This window comes from Acinetobacter sp. NIPH1876, assembly GCF_022808535.1.
Classification (GTDB): Bacteria; Pseudomonadota; Gammaproteobacteria; order Pseudomonadales; family Moraxellaceae; genus Acinetobacter; species Acinetobacter higginsii.
In genome coordinates, this window is sequence record NZ_JALGBR010000013.1 from 92,717 (window position 1) to 111,739 (window position 19,023).

17 protein-coding genes are annotated in these 19,023 nt (G+C 43.0%); 8 read left to right on the plus strand and 9 right to left on the minus strand.

Features of this window, described 5'->3' with window-relative positions; all coding sequences use genetic code 11:
* Nucleotides 1–2: 2 nt before the first annotated feature.
* The 3 genes from MN869_RS15140 to MN869_RS15150 all read right to left on the minus strand — a co-directional run bounded on the left by MN869_RS15140 (nt 3) and on the right by MN869_RS15150 (nt 3,736).
* Nucleotides 3–1,742, minus strand: coding sequence for a fumarate reductase/succinate dehydrogenase flavoprotein subunit (locus MN869_RS15140; protein ID WP_033133130.1), 1,740 nt, complete (start codon nt 1,740–1,742; stop codon nt 3–5).
* 44 nt (nt 1,743–1,786) lie between these two features.
* Complete coding sequence (locus tag MN869_RS15145) at nt 1,787–2,539, minus strand: GntR family transcriptional regulator (RefSeq protein WP_033133129.1); 753 nt, start codon at nt 2,537–2,539, stop codon at nt 1,787–1,789.
* A 252-nt stretch (nt 2,540–2,791) separates the two neighbouring features.
* Complete coding sequence (locus MN869_RS15150; RefSeq protein WP_033133128.1) at nt 2,792–3,736, minus strand: LysR family transcriptional regulator; 945 nt, start codon at nt 3,734–3,736, stop codon at nt 2,792–2,794.
* A 92-nt stretch (nt 3,737–3,828) separates the two neighbouring features.
* On the opposite strand from MN869_RS15150, the gene MN869_RS15155 reads away from it, so the two are divergent.
* The gene (locus tag MN869_RS15155; RefSeq protein WP_033133127.1) at nt 3,829–4,470 is read left to right on the plus strand and encodes a LysE family transporter; all 642 of its coding nucleotides are present in this window, start codon (nt 3,829–3,831) and stop codon (nt 4,468–4,470) included.
* Between the two features lie 46 nt (nt 4,471–4,516).
* Here the strand turns inward: MN869_RS15155 and MN869_RS15160 are convergent, their stop codons facing one another.
* The 4 genes from MN869_RS15160 to MN869_RS15175 all read right to left on the minus strand — a co-directional run bounded on the left by MN869_RS15160 (nt 4,517) and on the right by MN869_RS15175 (nt 9,152).
* Nucleotides 4,517–6,487 (minus strand): family 2A encapsulin nanocompartment cargo protein cysteine desulfurase, encoded by a 1,971-nt coding sequence (locus tag MN869_RS15160; RefSeq protein ID WP_243308543.1) that lies wholly within the window; start codon nt 6,485–6,487, stop codon nt 4,517–4,519.
* Nucleotides 6,462–7,394 carry a family 2A encapsulin nanocompartment shell protein gene (locus MN869_RS15165; protein ID WP_004654714.1) on the minus strand — a complete coding sequence of 311 codons (933 nt, stop codon included), beginning with the start codon at nt 7,392–7,394 and terminating at the stop codon, nt 6,462–6,464. Before MN869_RS15165 ends, MN869_RS15160 begins: the two co-directional genes overlap by 26 nt.
* A 247-nt stretch (nt 7,395–7,641) precedes the next feature.
* The gene (gene epsC / locus MN869_RS15170) at nt 7,642–8,580 is read right to left on the minus strand and encodes a serine O-acetyltransferase EpsC (RefSeq protein ID WP_004805539.1); all 939 of its coding nucleotides are present in this window, start codon (nt 8,578–8,580) and stop codon (nt 7,642–7,644) included.
* Between the two features lie 62 nt (nt 8,581–8,642).
* Nucleotides 8,643–9,152 (minus strand): rhodanese-like domain-containing protein, encoded by a 510-nt coding sequence (locus MN869_RS15175; protein WP_005205084.1) that lies wholly within the window; start codon nt 9,150–9,152, stop codon nt 8,643–8,645.
* A 405-nt stretch (nt 9,153–9,557) separates the two neighbouring features.
* On the opposite strand from MN869_RS15175, the gene tauA reads away from it, so the two are divergent.
* From tauA to tauD, 4 genes are read left to right on the plus strand one after another with little or no spacing between them, the layout of a single operon-like run.
* Nucleotides 9,558–10,598 (plus strand): taurine ABC transporter substrate-binding protein, encoded by a 1,041-nt coding sequence (gene tauA, locus MN869_RS15180; protein ID WP_171248646.1) that lies wholly within the window; start codon nt 9,558–9,560, stop codon nt 10,596–10,598.
* A gap of 9 nt (nt 10,599–10,607) precedes the next feature.
* A complete protein-coding gene (locus MN869_RS15185) occupies nt 10,608–11,399 on the plus strand; it encodes an ATP-binding cassette domain-containing protein (RefSeq protein WP_033133124.1) in 792 nt (263 codons plus the stop codon).
* A complete protein-coding gene (gene tauC, locus MN869_RS15190) occupies nt 11,396–12,277 on the plus strand; it encodes a taurine ABC transporter permease TauC (RefSeq protein WP_033133123.1) in 882 nt (293 codons plus the stop codon). The genes MN869_RS15185 and tauC overlap by 4 nt, the downstream gene beginning before the upstream one ends.
* A gap of 16 nt (nt 12,278–12,293) precedes the next feature.
* The gene (tauD, locus tag MN869_RS15195; protein WP_033133122.1) at nt 12,294–13,139 is read left to right on the plus strand and encodes a taurine dioxygenase; all 846 of its coding nucleotides are present in this window, start codon (nt 12,294–12,296) and stop codon (nt 13,137–13,139) included.
* Nucleotides 13,140–13,405: 266 nt separating this feature from the next.
* Here the strand turns inward: tauD and MN869_RS15200 are convergent, their stop codons facing one another.
* The gene (locus MN869_RS15200; protein ID WP_033133121.1) at nt 13,406–14,500 is read right to left on the minus strand and encodes an AraC family transcriptional regulator; all 1,095 of its coding nucleotides are present in this window, start codon (nt 14,498–14,500) and stop codon (nt 13,406–13,408) included.
* A 62-nt stretch (nt 14,501–14,562) separates the two neighbouring features.
* Here MN869_RS15200 and MN869_RS15205 point away from each other — a divergent pair, with 62 nt between their 5' ends.
* Together MN869_RS15205 and MN869_RS15210 are read left to right on the plus strand one after the other, a co-directional pair.
* Nucleotides 14,563–16,311: a neutral/alkaline non-lysosomal ceramidase N-terminal domain-containing protein gene (locus tag MN869_RS15205; RefSeq protein ID WP_005321902.1), complete on the plus strand. Its 1,749-nt coding sequence runs from the start codon at nt 14,563–14,565 to the stop codon at nt 16,309–16,311.
* Nucleotides 16,308–17,594 (plus strand): D-arabinono-1,4-lactone oxidase, encoded by a 1,287-nt coding sequence (locus MN869_RS15210; protein WP_033133120.1) that lies wholly within the window; start codon nt 16,308–16,310, stop codon nt 17,592–17,594. Before MN869_RS15205 ends, MN869_RS15210 begins: the two co-directional genes overlap by 4 nt.
* A gap of 6 nt (nt 17,595–17,600) precedes the next feature.
* Here the strand turns inward: MN869_RS15210 and MN869_RS15215 are convergent, their stop codons facing one another.
* Nucleotides 17,601–17,840 carry a hypothetical protein gene (locus MN869_RS15215; RefSeq protein WP_032859721.1) on the minus strand — a complete coding sequence of 80 codons (240 nt, stop codon included), beginning with the start codon at nt 17,838–17,840 and terminating at the stop codon, nt 17,601–17,603.
* Here MN869_RS15215 and MN869_RS15220 point away from each other — a divergent pair.
* Nucleotides 17,839–19,002 carry an alanine racemase gene (locus tag MN869_RS15220; protein ID WP_033133119.1) on the plus strand — a complete coding sequence of 388 codons (1,164 nt, stop codon included), beginning with the start codon at nt 17,839–17,841 and terminating at the stop codon, nt 19,000–19,002. The genes MN869_RS15215 and MN869_RS15220 overlap by 2 nt on opposite strands.
* Nucleotides 19,003–19,023 lie beyond the last annotated feature (21 nt).

Genomic DNA, 19,023 nt, shown 5'->3' on the forward strand with positions numbered 1-19,023 from the left:
CCTTATTCGACTGTTTCAGCGACTAATTTTTTTTGAATACGCAATAGGTTGTAAGCGTTGGCTTCATCTTCCTCAATTGGGATGAAATAAGGCTCAACTGCTTTTTTAAAACTGACCATATTGCCGTGCTGATCTTTTTTCAGATGGGTATGACAGAACCAGTCCCGATCATTTTTTTCAGGGCAATCTGCACGGTAGTGATAGAGTCCCCAACGGCTTTCTTCACGGAAGAGCGAAGCACGCGCGGCCATTTCAGCACAGTCACGAATCACCGCGACTTCTGCAACACGCATCAATTCATGTGGATGGCTGGCATTGATCTGCTCAATATCGCTTTTGATTTCTTCAAAGCGTTTCAGCGCAATCTCAATTTTTTGTCGAGTTTTGGGTGGCTGTAAGTAGTCATTGACCATACGACGCAACTTGTATTCCACTTGTTCTGATGACAAGCCTTCTGGACGGTGTAAAGGTGCAAAAATACGGGCTTTTTCAGCTTCAATTTGCTCAGCATTCAGTTCTGAATCGGCTTGTTCTACGACATATTCAGCGGCATTGACCCCAGCAAACCAGCCATAGGTAAAGGCACCCAGCATGTAGTTATGTGGAACGGCTGCCATATCGCCCGCGCTATACAGGCCTTTGACGGAGGTTTCGGCTTTTTCATTGACCCACACCCCAGACGCACTGTGACCACTACAGAATCCAATTTCTGAAATCTGCATTTCCACCATATCTTGTCGGTAATCGGTACCACGACCTTCATGGAAACGGCCACGACTTGGGCGTTCATTGGTATGCAGAATTTCTTCAATGGTTTGAATGGTTTCTTCCGCCAAATGATCCATTTTCAGGAACACTGGGCCATTGCCACTTTGCAGTTCCTGATAAAATTCCCACATCATTTGGCCCGACCAGTAGTCACATTCAATAAAACGTTCGCCTTTGCTGTTGGCGGTATAACCACCCAATGGACCGGTCACATAGGCACAGGCAGGGCCGTTATAATCTTTAATCAGCGGATTGATCTGGAAGCATTCCAAATTGGAGAGTTCAGCCCCTGCATGGTAAGCCATGGCATAACCATCGCCAGCATTGGTTGGATTCTCATAGGTGCCCATCAAATAGCCAGATGCAGGTAGACCCAAACGTCCAGCAGCCCCACAACATAAAATCGCAGCCTTGGTCTTGATCACATAGAAATCACCATTGCGACAGTCAAAGCCGAGGACACCGTTGATGGCTCCCTCGGCATTTTTCAGTAGGCGAGTAGTGACAATGCGGTTATTGATTTTGACCTGAGCACGTTTCAGTTGGCGATACAGGACTTTTTTAATGTCATGGCCTTCAGGCATCGGCAGTACATAAGCACCCATGTGATGGACCTTTTTGACCGCATATTCACCTGTTTCATCTTTTTCAAATTTCACCCCCCATTGATCCAGTTGCTGAATGGTGGTGAAACTGTGTTTGGCATAGGCATAGACGGTGGCTTGATTGACAATGCCATCATTGGCAATGGTAATTTCTTTGGTGTATTGCTCAGGCGTGGCATAGCCCGGAATAACAGCATTATTCAGGCCATCCATGCCCATTGAAATTGCACCGCTGCGTTTCACATTGGCTTTTTCAATCAATAAAACTTTCAGGTTGGGGTTGGCTGTTTTGGCTTTGATGGCTGCCATTGGGCCAGCCGTCCCCCCACCGATGACGACAATGTCATAGTCCAGTGTAATCGTATTCATGTTGTGCCTTTTTGAGTGCGTTTTAATTCACAAGGTTGGTGACGTTAGGTATTTCTTTTTCGATCTACTCTTAAACGGTATTGGAAGGTCTCTCCTGAGAAGTAGAGATATTCGAAGTCAATTGGGTGTCCAGCATGATCGTGAGTCAATCGCTCCACTCTTAACAGCGGTGCATTGATATCGACTTGCAGCAGTTCACTGAGTTCTTCATCAGCAAGGGTGGCGTCAATGTTTAAATCTGCATGTCCCAAGGCAATTGATAAATCTTCTTCAATCGCTAAAAACACATCGCGCGTGGAGAGGTTGATCTCTTGCAAAGCTAAACCAATCGATTCGGGTAAATAAGTCAGTTCAAATGAAACCGGTTTACGGTTAAGTAAGCGAATGCGCTTAATTTCCACCACATTGCTATTCACTGAAAGTTTTAATTTCGATGCAATTTGCGGTGTGGCAGGAATAAAGCGAAATTCTTTGACCACGTTAAACACCTCATGTCCCATATTGGTCATGGCTTCTGCAAAGCCTTGCAATTGGGAAATGTTTTGGAAGGTTTTCGGTGCGCTGACGAAAGTACCTTTGCCTTGAATCTTGTAAACCAGGTGTTCGAGCTGAAGTTGATTGAGTGCCTGACGAATGGTGATACGACTGACATTAAATAATTCACTCAGTTCTTTTTCAGATGGCAACTGCTGATGAATCTGATAACTACCCTCGACGATCTGCTGAAGCAGGGCCTGATAGACTTGATCATACAATGGGCGTTCGCCACTTACTTTATTCACAATCGGTTGGTTCATTGCACTTAAACTTGTTATAACAACTTGGTTGTTAGATTAGCGATTATGCAAAATGAAGAAAAATAACTTATGCAGCAAAAAATATCTGTTTTTGTGAATTACCTATCATGCAGGATGAAAATAAAGATGCTTTTTATTGTTTTGCGAATGGATAAGTTCCATTGATATATATTTTTAAATCAATATCTTAAGATTTATTGATTTTCATTTGGTTTGCTATTGTCTCTAGATTTATAAATGAAAGTGATCGTTTTAGCTTGGCGTATTTTGCGGAAATAAGACTGGTTCTGCGGCTAATTTTTCCGCTAGATATTGAATGAAGACACTCAATTTAGGTGGCACATGACGGGTAGGTGGATACAGCAACCATGCGCCACCACTGTAATGGGTTTTAAAATGCCAATCAGGTAAGACCTGCACCAAAGAACCTTGTTCTAAGGCATGGCGTGCTACGAAGTAAGGCAAACTGGCTATGCCTAAGTGTTGTAAAGCGGCACTGAGGCGTACGCCAGTATGATTGGCTGCATAACGACCACGGACTAGCACCGTAATCGATTTCTGTTCTTGCTGGAACTTCCATTTCGAGTCATTCGGTTGTTCACCCAAATAAATACATTGGTGCTGCTTTAAATCATGTGGATGTTGCGGTATGCCATGTTGCTGTAAATATTCGGGTGTGGCACAGATTAAATGATCAATATCAATCAGTTTCCGTCCCATCAAGCCACCTGGTGGTTGTTCGGTAATACGAATGGCCAGATCGACACCATCATCAATCAAGTCAATATAGCGGTCTTCCAATAGCAGTTGAATATCAATTTGAGGATATAGTGCCAGGAATTCGGGCAAATGTGGATGTAGCATAAAATGCCCAACGGCTTTAGGCACACTGATCCGAATCACGCCTTGTGGTTCAATATGAAACTGTCCCGAGCTTTCCATTACCGCTTGTGCCGCATTGACCATGTCGACACAGCGTTCATAGACCTGCTGACCACTTTCACTTAAGCGCAGTTTACGTGTGGTGCGATGCAATAAGCGTGTACCTAAGGCCCGTTCTAAACGGGCAATGGCGCGGCTCACAGCAGATGGGGTTGAGCCGAGCTGACGTGCCGTTTCAGAAAAGCTTTCCGTTTCGACAACTTTGACAAAGGTTGCCATTTCATTTAACAGAACCAGACTTTGATTTGTGCTCATGAAGCAAAAGTTATTTGGATTTTGATTGGATTATCGCGCTTTAAAAATCGCAATACAATCTTTTTCCTGTAGTCATGATGGAGATAAATCAAATGTGGCAGTTGTATGGACATGAGTTTCTGGCCTTGGCATTGATCCATTTTATGGCAGTCGTTTTACCAGGTCCTGATTTTATTATTACAGTACGGCAGAGTGTGCGATATGGTTATTTAATTGGCTGTATCACTGCAATCGGCATTGGTGTCGGCATTTCGGTACATGTGTTTTATACCTTGGTGGGTGTTGGCGTGCTAATCCAGCAAAGTGTCTGGTTAATGTCGTTATTACGTGTTGCAGGCGCGGCTTATTTGATTTATTTGGGCTGGCAATGTTTACGTAGTCAACCGAATGCCAATCTGGATATTCTGGCGGGGGAAGCGCTGGGCAAACCGAGCTTAATTCAAGCCTTTAATATGGGCTTTTTGACCAATGCACTGAACCCCAAAGCGACCGTTTTCTTTTTGGCGATTTTTACTACCATTGTGAATCCCGCAACGCCGTTAAAGGTTCAAATTGGTTATGGCGTCTGGATGTGTCTAGTCAATGCCGTATGGTTTATTTTGGTCAGCATTATGTTTGCTCAGCCTGTTGTACGGAAACGCTTTTTAGAGTTTGGCGTGTATTTTGAACGGGTAATGGGGATTATTCTCAGTGTAGTTGCAATACGATTGATTTGGAGTGTTGCCTTTGCCTGAACATAAAAAAGACTGCGCTGAGGCAGTCTTTTTTATTGGAGAGGGGTTAGGCACTGCGTTTGTTTCTGGTCAGTTGATGTAAGACTGACACTAGCAAATCAATTTCTTCCGTGGTGTTGTAAAACGCCAAAGATGGGCGCACCGTCTGTTCCACACCAAAACGACGCAAGATCGGTTGAGCACAATGATGCCCTGAACGCACTGCAATGCCATGTTGATTCAGTGCTTTACCTACTTGCTCAGTCGAATAACCTTCAAGTGTAAAAGACATCACGCTGGCTTTGTTTCTTGCCGTACCAATTGGTCTTAAACCTGAAACCGTACTCAATGCATGCTGGCCATATTCCAGTAAGTCATGTTCATAGCGGGCAATATTATGAATACCAAGGCGTTCCACATATTCCAGTGCTGCACCTAAACCCACGGCATCGGCAATATTGCCTGTGCCTGCTTCAAATTTATTTGGAGCAGGTTGGTAAACCACTTGTTCAAAGCTCACATCCTGAATCATATTACCGCCGCCTTCCCACACAGGCATCGTCTCTAGGATTTCAGGCTTGGCATAGACAACTCCAATACCTGTTGGCCCAAACACTTTATGCCCTGAGAATACAAAGAAATCGGCATCAATCGCTTGAACATCGGTTGGCATATGTGAAACCGATTGGGCACCATCGACCAAGACTCGTACACCTTTGGCATGCGCGATTTTGATCACCTCAGCCACAGGTGTCACTGTACCTAAGGCGTTGGATACTTGAGTAATTGAGATCAGTTTAGTCCGTTCATTGATCAATTTTGGCAATTCTTCCAAAATGATTTGACCGGTATCATCGACTGGAATGACGCGGAGTTTGGCACCGACTTTTTTGGTGAGTTGAAACCACGGTACGATATTGGCGTGATGTTCAAGATGCGAAACAATAATTTCATCACCTTCACCAATATTCTGCTCACCCCAGGTCTTGGCAATCAGGTTAATGCCTTCAGTGGTGCCGCGAACAAAAATGATTTCCTTGGATGATTTTGCTCCAATAAAACGAGCTACTACATTACGCGCATGTTCATAGGCATCGGTTGCACGTGCTGCCAGTTCATGTGCGGCACGATGAATATTGGAATTTTCGTGCTGATAAAAATAGGCAATACGATCAATCACGCTTTGTGGTTTTTGCGTGGTCGCTGCATTATCAAACCAGACCAGAGGTCGACCATTGACGCGTTCTTGCAAAATTGGAAAATCACGACGGATCGCTTGAATATCCAAAGGTTGAGCTGCATTGGCTATAAACTGTGGTTGTGAAGGCTGGTAATTGCCATAACCCGTATTGCTTTGTGGCAAATCAAGAAAGTAGAAACCTGTAGAGACAGGACTTTGGGGTTGGGTTGAACTTGCCTGATCTTGCTGCAATAAGCTTTTTAGTGCATCGCCATGTGGTAATTGAAATGATTGAGCAGTCGCAAAACTGGCTGCATCAAATTCAGAATTTGATGTGCTGGGTGCTGCAAAATCATTTAAAAAATAAAATGGTGATGCCTCACTTGCCGATGGATGAGAAGGTTCAACCAAAGGCACATTCGGTGCACTATGAATGGCCTGTGGAAAATTTGGTTCAATTGGTGGGCGAGGTAAGTTCGCTCCACCAACCATTGGCGCAGAAGCAATCGCACGACGTTCAGGATAATCGGGATAGTTTGGGATATGCTCAGGATATTCAGGATTCAAACTTTTTTCATAAGCAATATTCGGCGCACGACCACTTAACGCTGCTAAAGGTTCAGCAGGCTGAGGTTGATGTGGCGGTGTACCGATATTGGGCAAGTCCAAATTCAAACCAGAAGGGTGGCTACTGCCTGAGCTTGGCAGCGCAGCAAAAAATTCAGAGGCAAGCCTTGAAAGTGTTGCTTCATCTGGGAAGTTGGACGGTGGACTAACACCGACCACTTCAGAACCCGTTGGACTACCTTGCCCAGTACCTGTAGAAGATAGGTTACTTGTAGTTAACTGGGTAGTCATGATATTTGTCCACCTCCACATCTTCGAGCACAGCCAACGCATCCTCAGTCAATACCGCCAATGAGCAGTACAGTGAGATCAGATAAGACGCAATCGCATTGCGGTTGATGCCCATGAAGCGTACAGAAAGGCCAGGAGATTGCTCACCTGCCAAGCCTGGTTGGAATAAGCCCACCACACCTTGGCGTTTTTCACCCACACGCAGTAACAAGATTTTGGTTTTACCATCTTCCACCGGAATTTTATTCGATGGAATCAGTGGGACACCACGCCATGTGATGAACTGCGAACCGAATAAACTGACGGTTGGTGGTGGCACGCCACGACGGGTACATTCACGGCCAAATGCGGCAATCGCATCTGGATGTGCCAAGAAGAAACCGGGTTCTTTCCAGACTTTACGCAGTAAATCATCAAAGTCATCTGGTGTTGGGGGACCATTTAAAGTTGAGATACGCTGTTCATCTGCGACACTGGCCAATAAACCATATTCAGGGTTGTTGATCAGCTCGCTTTCTTGGCGTTCTTTAATGGTTTCAATGGTTAAGCGTAATTGTTCTTTAATTTGATCATGTGGGCTGCTGTAAAGATCGGCAACGCGAGTATGAATATCCAAGACGGTAGACACACCATTTAAGAAATATTCACGCGGTTGCGCATCATAATCAACAAAGGTTTGCGGCAAAGTCGCTTCATCACGTTGTGTACAGGCCACTTGGATATCATCGGTGTTGCTGACACGGTTAACGCGATAAATACCTGCTTCAACAGGAATCCATTGCAATAAATGTGTGAGCCAACGTGGGGTAATGGTCGAAAGTTGTGGAACGGTCTTGGTGGCATTGGCAAGCTGTCTAGCTGCATGATCTCCAAGCGCAAGTTGGACTTTATCTGTGGTTTTTGCCATGAATAAGTTTTCCTGTTGTCTTTGGCTTTGTTAATAAAAATTGGTTTTATTGCAATAATATTTAATGATTTATTTCGTTAGACTAGAGGCTATTTAGTTTTTTTAAAAATATTATTATGAGATAAATAATCGTGAATTATCTGCTTATTACTCATAAGAATATAATTATGAAAAATAAATATAAGTATTGAATATACGTTATTTATTCTTACGCCTTTTTATTTACTTGGTTAAATACCTCATTAAATTAAACTTTACTATTGTGTAATGACTCACTTGGTGACTGTAAAATCTGACTGCCTGCTGCAACACTATGGGTAAGCCACACATTGCCGCCAATAATTGAGCCTTTACCGATGGTGATACAGCCTAAAATTGTTGCACCTGCATAAATCACCACATGGTCCTCCACGATCGGATGACGGGCATAATCTTTTTTCAGTGCACCGTCTTCATTCAGTTCGAACCGTTTTGCACCGAGCGTCACCGCCTGATAGATACGGACATATTCACCAATCACTGAGGTTTCTCCAATCACCACACCTGTGCCGTGATCGATAAAGAAGCCTTTCCCAATTTGCGCACCCGGATGAATATCAATACCCGTTGCTGAATGGGCCAATTCAGAAATAATCCGTGAGAGCAGCGGTACACTGTGATAGAGCTGATGTGCTACACGATGATGAATAATCGCTAAAATACCTGGATAGCAGAGTAAGACTTCATCAACGCTATGCGCTGCGGGATCACCTTCATATGCTGCACAGACATCGGCATCCAATAAGCGGCGAATGTCAGGTAAGGTATTGGCAAAATCCTGTACGATGGTTTGGGCCAAAGCGACTTGCTGTTCATACAGCAGACGTTCATTGCTAGAAACAGGGATCGGTTTGACTCGACTTTTGGCTTCGTAATTTAAAGCCAACTTGACCTGTGCAAACAGTTCATTCAAGACACGGTCAAGGGTATAGGCAATATAGTAATCCTCAGTTTCTTGGCGTAGATCGCTCGGCCCAAGTCGCATTGGAAATAAGATCCCACACAGATCATCTAAAATTGACTTCAGCGCATCCTTAGATGGGAGTTCACGCCCACCAAATTCTTTGATGCGATGTTGACGCTCTCTCCATTCATGTCGTGCTTGTTGTAGGCCTTCGACGACAGGCTGTATTTTCCATTGACTCACGCGAGTTCCTTGCAAAACGAGATCTTAAATAAATCGTAAAATAATTGCTTAAAAAAGCAGCATTAGTCTTGTAACCAAGGTAACTGATGTGTACGCCAGCCATTGCTTTGATTACGTTGTTGTTGCTCGTTTAAATCACCTTCAAAGCCTTCTTGCACGTTATAAACTTGGGCAAAACCTGCACTAAATGCTGCTGCAGCTGCTAAAGCAGAGCGTTTACCACTACGGCAGAGCAGCAGAATGGTTTTGTCTTTGCCAACTTTGCTATCCAGTTCTTTCAGAAAGCGTGGGTTTCGGTTAAAAGATGTGCCCGTTGCCCATGCGACGTGGATACTTTCAGGGACATAGCCGACAAATTTGCGTTCTTCATTGGTACGTACATCGACCAATACCGCTAGGCCTTGTTCAACCAAATACCAAGCTTCAGGTGGGGGAACGCTGCCAGTGAAATCGAGTTCATTTTCTTCAGCATAATGTTGCGCACGCGCCAAGATATCTTGTGGATTTTTTGATAAACCGTGAATCGTAGATGTCGATTCTGCTAGATCAGTAGAATCAAATTGAGCATTCATTTTTATAACCTTTCATACATCAGCGGGATGATGTTTTTATCTTAGGACTGTTTTTATATTCAGGAAAATAAGCAAAATTTATTTATATATCTATTTTTGATAAATAATAGGTTTTTATTAATTTATTCGGAATATAGTTTGGAGCTATATTTTAAAATGAAAATGCTTATTTAATTTAAAGATGAAATTATCAGGATTAAATATTTTACTTTTCAATTAAACAGCGGGATAAATATTTAAAAGGCTTAGTTGGGAAATTAAATGAAACAACACTAAAAATAAACCAATTGAATATAAAAACAGCAAAAATTGCCTAAGTCTTATTCTTATCTCATAAAGGAATAAGCAACTCACTTTTTCTTATTTTTAATCATAAAGCATGCCGCATACCATAAGCCTATATTGTTGAAAGATCATCTAATTATGGGCATCAAAAACTCTAAGCCGCTAATTGTTACAGCGATCGTCCTTGTGGCGATTGTTGCTTTTATTGTCTATCAAAATCAAAAAGATGCTGCACCTGTTCAGTCTAAAAATAACAAGGCAGTGGTGATTGCCTATCAAACTGGTGTGGATCCAACCAAGGTTGCACAAGCCAATGGTGATTATGAACGTGATAGTAATCAAGCAATTCAATGGCGCAAATTTGATGCAGGTTCAGATGTGGTTAATGCATTGGCTTCGGGTGATGTGGTGATCGGCAATATTGGTTCTAGTCCTCTGGCTGCTGCTGCAAGTCGTGATTTACCGATTGAAGTCTTTCTTGTGACGGCTAAATTAGGCGGTTCAGAGGCATTGGTGGTGAGTAACAAATCAGGCATTCAAAAACCTCAAGATTTGATTGGCAAAACCATTGCCGTACCATTCGTCTCAACCACGCATTACAGTTTATTGTCAGCACTCAAGCATTGGAATATTGCGGATAATCAAGTCAAGATTATTAACTTACGTCCACCAGAAATCACAGCAGCTTGGGAGCGTGGTGATATCGATGCAACTTATGTTTGGGAACCTGCATTAAGTAAAGTCAAAGCCAGTGGTCATGTATTAACAGATTCGAAACAAGTCGGCGAGTGGGGCGCACCAACCTATGATTTATGGGTGGTTCGTAAAGATTTCGCTGAAAAAAATCCAGAGTTCTTAAAAGCATTCGTAAAAACCAGCTTGAAACAAGTTGAAGCGTATCAGCAAGATCCAAAAGCATTTGAACAAAATGCGGACAATATCCAGAAAATTGCTCAGCTGACAGGCTCTGATGTGAAAGATATTCCTTTACTGTTATCAGGCAATATTTATCTGAATGGTCAGCAACAACACGCAACATTAGCGGGTGAGTTCGCCAAAAATATTTTCGACACAGCAACATTCCTCAAAAGCCAAGGCAAGGTGGATCAAGTAAAACCTGATTATCAAGCGAATGTCACCACCCAATTCTTACAGCCCTAGGAGATCTAAATGAGCGTATTAGCTGCCGAGCATCTTCATTTAACCTTTCCAAAACAGACCGTGCCTGTATTGCAAGATATCAATCTGAAGATTGAAGAAGGCACTTTGACTGTGATTTTGGGTGAGTCTGGTTGTGGTAAAACAACATTACTGAATATTCTGGCGGGTTTTCAAAAGCCAAGTTCGGGGCAGATTACACTGGATCATGAAGTGGTGACTGCGCCAGATGCACGCCGTGCGGTGGTATTTCAGGATCATGCGCTATTACCTTGGTTAAATGTCTCTGAAAATATCGGTTTTGCTTTGCAGCTCAAAGGTTTAAAAGAGCAAGACATTCAACAGCAAGTCGATGCAATTCTTAAAATTGTCGGCTTGAGTCATGTGGCTAAAGCCAATATTTGGGAATTGTCAGGTGGCATGAAACAGCGCGTCGGTATTGCGCGTGCTTTGATTAGCCACGCAGCCTTTATTTTATTGGATGAGCCTTTTGCTGCGCTTGATGCTTTTACTCGTGAAACCATGCAGCAGTTGGTCCTGGACTTATGGATTGAACAAAATAAATCCTTCTTCCTGATCACCCATGACATTGAAGAAGCACTATTGCTGAGTAATCAATTGGTGTTGATGACCGCTCGCCCAGGTAAGATTGTCGAAACTTTAAAACTGGATTTTGCAGAGCGTTATAAGCAAGGTGAATCCATTCGTGCGATCAAATCGGATCCTAAATTTATTCAATTACGCGAGCAATTGTTTGAACGCCTACGTGTGCAGAAACAAGCAGGGCATGAGGTGGCTGTATGACGGGGCAAGCAAAAAATACAGCCTATGAGGTGAGCAAGGCCGAGGAACTGCAATCGACGAATCAAACACAGTCAGGTTCGGTTTTTAGTCCAATTGGGTCCTTTTTTACTCGCCATCGTAGTTTAGCGCTCAGTTTTTCCAGTGTCTTGAGCGTACTGGTGATTTGGTATTTGATCACGGCATTAAAAATTGTCCCAAGTCTATTTTTGCCGAGCCCACAAGCGGTATGGCAAAAATTTCTAGAAGTCAGTCAACAAGGTTTTATGAAAGCCACCTTATGGCAGCATTTGGCAGCAAGTATTTCTCGTGTCTTATTGGCTTTAGTTGCTGCGATTGCGATTGGTGTACCTTTAGGTTTATGGATGGGGCTGAATAAGTGGGTTCGTGCCGTGCTTGATCCATTGGTTGAGTTATTGCGTCCGATTCCACCTTTGGCTTATTTGCCACTATTGGTGATCTGGTTCGGGATCGGTGAAACCACCAAAGTCCTTTTGATTTTCTTTTCGATCCTTGCACCTGTGATTATCAGTAGTACCCATGGTGTGCTGAGCCATCAGCTCAATCGTGAACGTGCTGCCTTATCTTTAGGGGCAAGCCAATCACAAGTGTTTTGGCATGTGATTCTGCCGACAGCCTTACCGCATATTTTAACGGGTATTCGTATTGGTTTAGGTGTGGGCTGGTCGACTCTAGTGGCTTCGGAATTAGTTGCAGCAGATCGCGGTATTGGTTTTATGGTGCAGTCTGCAGCGCAGTTCCTGATCACCGATACCGTAGTTCTGGGCATTATTGTGATTGCGATTGTCGCCGTTAGTTTTGAATTGTTTTTGCGTTGGTTACAGAAGCAATTATCTCCTTGGTATGGCCAACAGTTATAAGTGTGAGTAGTAGAAGATGACCTTAAATATTGAAGTTATTAAACCAACGATTGGTGCCATTATTCACGATGTTGATTTAAACACGGCTGATGAAAATACGACGCAACAAATTCAACAGGCTTTGCTGGATCATCATGTAATTTTCTTCCGTAATCAGCAGCTTGCACCTCAGGCACAAGCGGAGTTGGCACGTAGTTTTGGTTCTTTGCATATTCATCCGATTTACCCATCTATCGATAATGTGCCTGAAATCATTGTATTGGACAGCTGGAAACAAGACTTACGTGATAATGAGCTTTGGCATACTGATGTGACTTTCAGTCAGAAACCGCCATTGGGTTGTGTATTGCAAGCGATTAAGATTCCACCTGTCGGTGGTGATACCCTTTGGTCAAGCGGGGCAGCTGCATTTGCTGCCTTGGATCAAGGTTTGCAGCAAAAGTTAAAAGGCTTAACCGCAACGCATGACATTCGTCAGTCTTTCCCGATTGAACGTTTTGCGCATAACGATGTTGAGCGTAAAAAACTGGAAGAAACCTTTAAGCGTAATCCACCCGTTGTTCATCCGGTGGTGAGAACGCATCCGGTAACGGGTCAGCCGATTTTGTTCGTGAGTGAAGGGTTTACCACACGTATTAATGAACTGGATGAGACGGAAAGTGCTGAATTGCTAAAGTATTTATTTGCGCATGCCACCAATGAGCAGTTCCATTTGCGTTGGCAGTGGCAGGCAGGTGATGTAGCGATTTGGGATAATCGTTGCACACAGCATAAGGCGTTATTTGATTATGGTGATGCGCATCGGATTATGCATCGTGCCACGATTAATGGTGATGTACCGTTTTATCAAGCAGCGAGTTAAAATTTAGTTTTAATTTTTTTGCTTCGGTGGAATCTTATAGAGATCTCATCTTATTTTTAGATAAGCCTTCAGCTGGAGTTACTTTTGTTTCAGCAAAAGTAACCAAAACCATTGTCATCCACAAAACCTGTCTTCTTCCGGTATCTCTTTAAATTAATCGCAGAAATAGCATCTGATTAATCTCACGCAGGTTGTGGATGACCTGTAGCACCAGTAATTCCTGAGATATGTTCATTTTATATGAGTAGGTATTACGAACTAATCATTTAAGTAAGGTGAGTCTCTTGTTTATAAATAGAAGGCGCTTGCCCTGTCCAGCGTTTAAAGGCACGTCGGAATTCACGTAATTCGCTAAAACCCAATTGCAGGCTAATCTCACTCAGGGATAGGTTCTGTTCAATAAGTTGCTTGGCTTTACGCTCCAACACATTTTGCCGAATTTGTTGAAAGCTCAGACCTTCTGATAACAATTGTCGTCTTAAATGGCGTTCGCTGATCCGTAATTGTTCAGCAGCTTGTTGCATCTCAAAGCGTTCAGGTAAATGCTGTTCAATCAAATGATCGAGTAGATGCACATAACCCACTTGGTTGAGCTGGTCTATTTCTTTTAGGGCTTGTTCACAGATGTGTAGTGCAGTTGCATAGTTGGCTGGACTATAATTTTTTAAGCTGCGCTGCAATAGGCTAGTGCTAAAACGCATGATATTCCTGTCACGATTAAACTGGATCGGGCAGCCAAAGAGTTCGTTATATTGTTGTTGATATTCGCGTGGTAAATAGCTGAGCTCAAGACTGATCACATCATCATGATCGCCCAACATCGCATTTAAACAGGTGATGATGCTGCTAAATAATTCATCATAGAAAAAGGCTTTGAGTTCATTGCAGGGATAAGGTTCGGTGACTTCCAATTCACAAAGATCAGCGTGGATAGAAAAGTCGATATTCAAGACACTGCCAGAAATCCTATGGTAGCGCAGCGCAATGTCTAAAGCATCTGCAACCGTTTTACAGGATTGCATGGCAAAGCCCAAAATCCCCATCGAAATCAGACCTTCGCTACTGCCAAGCTTTAAGCCTAGGTTCGGTTGTTGATAGGTGGTCATGGCTTGACCAACCACATCACAGAGTTGGCTAAAACGAACCACAGCTTGGGTTTGCTGTATTTGTGCAATGTCTAAACCTGAATTCTGAAACCATACAGCATAATCCCACTGTTGCTGCTCTGCATAATGGATTAGGCTCGCCAGAATGGTGGGTGGAATAAATTGCTGTTGTTCATTTTTACAGTTGCTGCGTATAGGCATAAGTCCGTTTTGCCCCCCAAAGAAAAGTGTCTTTAACCCTGTTGGGTATCGCATAATTTTGATTAACTTTCAACATGCTTTAATACAGTTAGAAAAAGAATTGAAAGGAAGTCGTGATGTATCAGGTGGGTTGGGACAAGCAGCAAATCAAAATTACACCGAAAGGCTATGCCATGTTTGGTTATGGGCAATGGTCACATCGAGCCTATGAACAGCGCACAGCTTTATTTGCACGTTGCGTGAGTATTGTCGATCAGCAACATAACCGACTCCTGATCTGTTGTCTGGACGTAGGTTGTATTACCCATGCCATACGCAGCCAAACAATAGCGCGACTCACACAAATTCTAGATTCACCATTTGATGAAAATCAATTGGTCCTCATGGCAACCCATACCCATTCTGGCCCTGGTGGTTGTGGCTATGAAGCTTTATACAATATGCCAACCCCTGGTTTTGTGCCTGAACATTTAACTGCCATTGTTGAGGCGATTGTACTGAGTATTCAAAATGCGATTGCATCTGAACAAGACACCGAGATTTTCTTGGAGACTCAACATTTTCCAGAGCGTACCGCTGTCGCATGGAATCGTTCAATTAAAGCCTATAATCGTAATCCAGAAGTTCAGCCACGTACCGAAGCGGAAACGCATTTAGCCTTGAACCGAGAAATGCAGTTGATTGGTTTCTATCGTGAGCAAAAACTGCAGTCCTTTATTTCCTTATTTGGGGTACATGCAACCTGTTTAGGAAATTCCTTAAACGCCTATGATGGCGATAATAAAGGCTATGCAGCCGCATTCTCTGAGCAGGCTTTAATTGAGCAAGGGATTCAAAATCCAGTCACGATTTTTGCACAAGCAACTGCGGGAGATGTATCACCGCATTTTCATGGCAAAGATCAGCTCAAGATTCGCAATAAGATTAAAGGCGAGCAGGAATATCAATACGCGCAACAAAACGGGCGATATCAAAGTGAACTGGCTTTGACGGCTTTACAGTCAAATATTCCTAAAAATTTACATAAAGTCGAAGGCAAGATCGATGCGGTTTTGTCCTATGTAGACCTGAGTAATATTGAAATTCCAGATGAGTTCGCAGCGGGGCAAAAGCATGCCAAGACCAGTCAGCCTTGTCACGGTACCGCATTTTTTGCAGGTACGCCTGTCGATGGCTTAGGGGCGCCCAAACCCTTAATTATGGGGATGCAATTTTTAGCGGATCAATTTCGCAAACAAAAAACCAAGCACCCAAAAGCTGCTGATTTTGCAGACTATCAGCAGTTGTATGCCTCTCAAGGGCCGAAACAGATTTTACTGGAAGCAGGTGCCAAAAAGATTTTAGGGCAGCCGATTGGTTTTCCACCGAGTATGCTTGATCCGTTGATTGCAGAAATGAACCGACAAGTGAAAGCGGGAGCGATTCAGCACAGTCCTTTAGTTCCAAGCGTGGTTCCCTTACAGATTCTGCGATTAGGTCGATTGGCTTTGATTTGCTGTCCAGGAGAATTTACCACTATTGCAGGGCAGCGTGTCATTGATACGGTTAAACAGACGCTTGCCGCACAGGCTTCGGTTGAAAGGGTTTGGTTAGCATCCTACTGCAATGATTATATGGGTTATGTCACCACCTATGAAGAATATCAAGCGCAAGCCTATGAAGGTGGACATACCTTATTTGGTCAATGGACGCTAGCTGCCTGTCAGAGCAAATTCAAAGGTTTAGCTGAACAATTGTTATTAGAGAAAAATAAACGTCATTACGATGAAATGACACGACCACAACCGATTCCAGCACAGGAACTCGCAAAACGCAGCAATCATGGCAATTTAAAAACTGCCGTTAGCCAAGGAGAGGCAGTATGAGTGATTTAACACAAGGCATCTGGACGAACTGGTCAGGCTTCCAAAAATCTATGCCGCAACAGGTTTTACAACCAGCCAATGTGCAAGAACTACAGTCCATTGTTAAAGCGCAACAAAAAATACGGGTAGTCGGTGCAGGACATTCATTTACGCCCTTAGTCTGTACTGATGCCACCTTATTGTCTTTGGATCATATTGCAGGCATTGCATCGACAGATCTTGAACGATGTCAGAGCAGCATTTATGCGGGTACACGTTTATATGACCTAGATCAACATCTGCAACAGCAATCGATCAATCAGGCTTTGATGAATCAGGGCGATATTGATCAGCAAAGTCTAGCGGGGGCTGTCTCCACAGGCACACATGGGACAGGAGCAGATTTACATTGTATTTCGGCCTATGTTGAAGCTTTTGAGTTATTGACGGCTTCTGGTGAAATCCTGAAATGTAGCCGCACAGAATATCCTGAAATCTTTGCCGCAGGACGGGTGTCTTTGGGAAGCTTGGGTATCCTGACTCAGATCACCATGCAGAATCGCCCTCGCTATAAGCTGAAAGAGCATATTCAACTGTGTCCGGTAGAAGACATGATGCAGCATATTCAGCAATGGAAGCAGCAGCATCGACATATTGAGTGCTTTGTGTTTTCCCATGAAAAGCAGTTGATGCTAAAAACTTTGGATGAGACTGATGAAGCGGTTTTGCCGCGGAAGGAAAATTTTCCATCGGATGATACCTTGCTGACTTTGTGTTCAGAACTGACCAAAAACTTTCCTTCGCTGAATCCTTATTTACAGAAGCTATTAGGCATCTTTGTCAAACCGACAACCTATGTTGATTGGTCGAGCAAGATATTTCCAACGCCGCGTAATACCAAATTCAATGAAATGGAGTATCAGATTCCTGTTGATCGTGGAATTGAGTGTTTGGATGAAATATTGCATGCCTTAAGAAAGTATAAAGTGGCCACCTTTTTTCCGCTCGAATTTCGCTTTGTGAAGGGTGATGATATTTGGCTTAGTCCGTTTTATCAGCAGGACTCCATTTCGATTTCAGTGCATCAATATCATAAGCAAGACCCGAAGTTGATTTTTGATGTGGTTGAGCCGATTTTGCAGAAATATCGAGGGCGTCCGCATTGGGGTAAAATGCATCATATGACCAGCACACAGCTTCGGGCTTTATATCCAAAGTGGGATGATTTTATGGCTTTGCGCCAGCAGTTGGACCCAGAAGCCAAGTTTTTAAATCCCTATCTGGAAAAGCTGTTTTTAGGTTAAATAGAGTTATTTTATAAGCTGAAAGTGCTTAACGGAGTCATGTCGAGTTCTCATCCAATTAAGGGTTAAGCTTTCAGCTGGAATTACTTTGGTTTCACCCTGAGAAGCATTTGAAGCTTGGTAAGATGTATTTAAACTTCTTGCACTCAAAGCTTTAGTCGCTTTGGCTTGCTCAGGTTGTAGATGACATTCCCTCGTATAAGATGGTTTTTTAGAATCACAATTAAATAAAAAAGGTATAGCCATGTTGGATCATTATTTTAAACAACTCAATCTCGACCTAAAAAAGCAGGGGATTGCGATTCCGCAACTGATCATCGATGAAGCAGCGTTAAAACAAAATATCCAACATGTTCAGATTCGTCTTGCTCATGCCAAACATTTAAAAGCACGCTTGGTGGTCAAGTCATTAGCAAGCCTAGACCTACTCAAGTTGCTATCCGAACAGATGAATACGCAACGCTTTATGGTATTTCATCAACCGCATATTGTTTCGATCCTAGAAAATTTTGCCGAAGCCGATATTCTGTTGGGTAAGCCTATGCCTGCCCAAGCTGTACGTCATTTTTTTGATCAGCATGCGGAGTGGTCGAATGCCAAAATTCAGTGGCTGATTGATACCAAGCAACGCTTACAGCAATATCTCGAGATTGCCCAGCTCTATTCTCTGTGTTTGGATGTGAATATTGAAATTGATGTCGGCTTACATCGTGGTGGGGTACAGTCGACACAGCAACTGACCGAAATTTTAAAGCTGATTCAGCAGTATCCGCAGTATTTAAAGCTTTCTGGTTTGATGGGCTATGATGCGCATGTCACTAAAATTCCAGCCATCATTAAAAAACCTGAATTGGCTTATCACAGTTCACAGCAGACCTATGCCCATTATCAACAATTGATTCAAAAGCAGTTTCCATCGCTGTGGCATGATGCGCTGTGTTTTAATGGCGGTGGTAGCCCAACCTTTAGCTTTCATACCACTGAAAGTGTCTGCAATGATTTGTCTTTTGGTTCAATGCTCTTAAAACCAAGTGATTTTGACAGTGATTTTTTAAGGGCATTACAACCTGCGTTATGGATTGCTGCGCCTGTATTAAAAATACTGCCATTTACTCAGCTTCCTTCTATGTCTTTATTAGATAAATTGCCACATAAATGTAAGGCGCTGTTTATTTATGGTGGCTATTGGCTGGCTGATTATGTCTATCCTGATCAAGCGCATACCCATGCATTGTACGGGCGTAGCAGTAATCAGGAATTGATCAATGTACCGAAGGATTGTGATATTCAAGTCGATGATTTTGTATTTTTAAGACCAACCCAGAGTGAAGCAATTATTCCTCAGTTTTCTAAGTTAAAGCTGTATCGCAGACATGCTTTTGAGACATGGCAAACTTTTAGTGAGTGACGATGAGTCACTAAGCTTTGC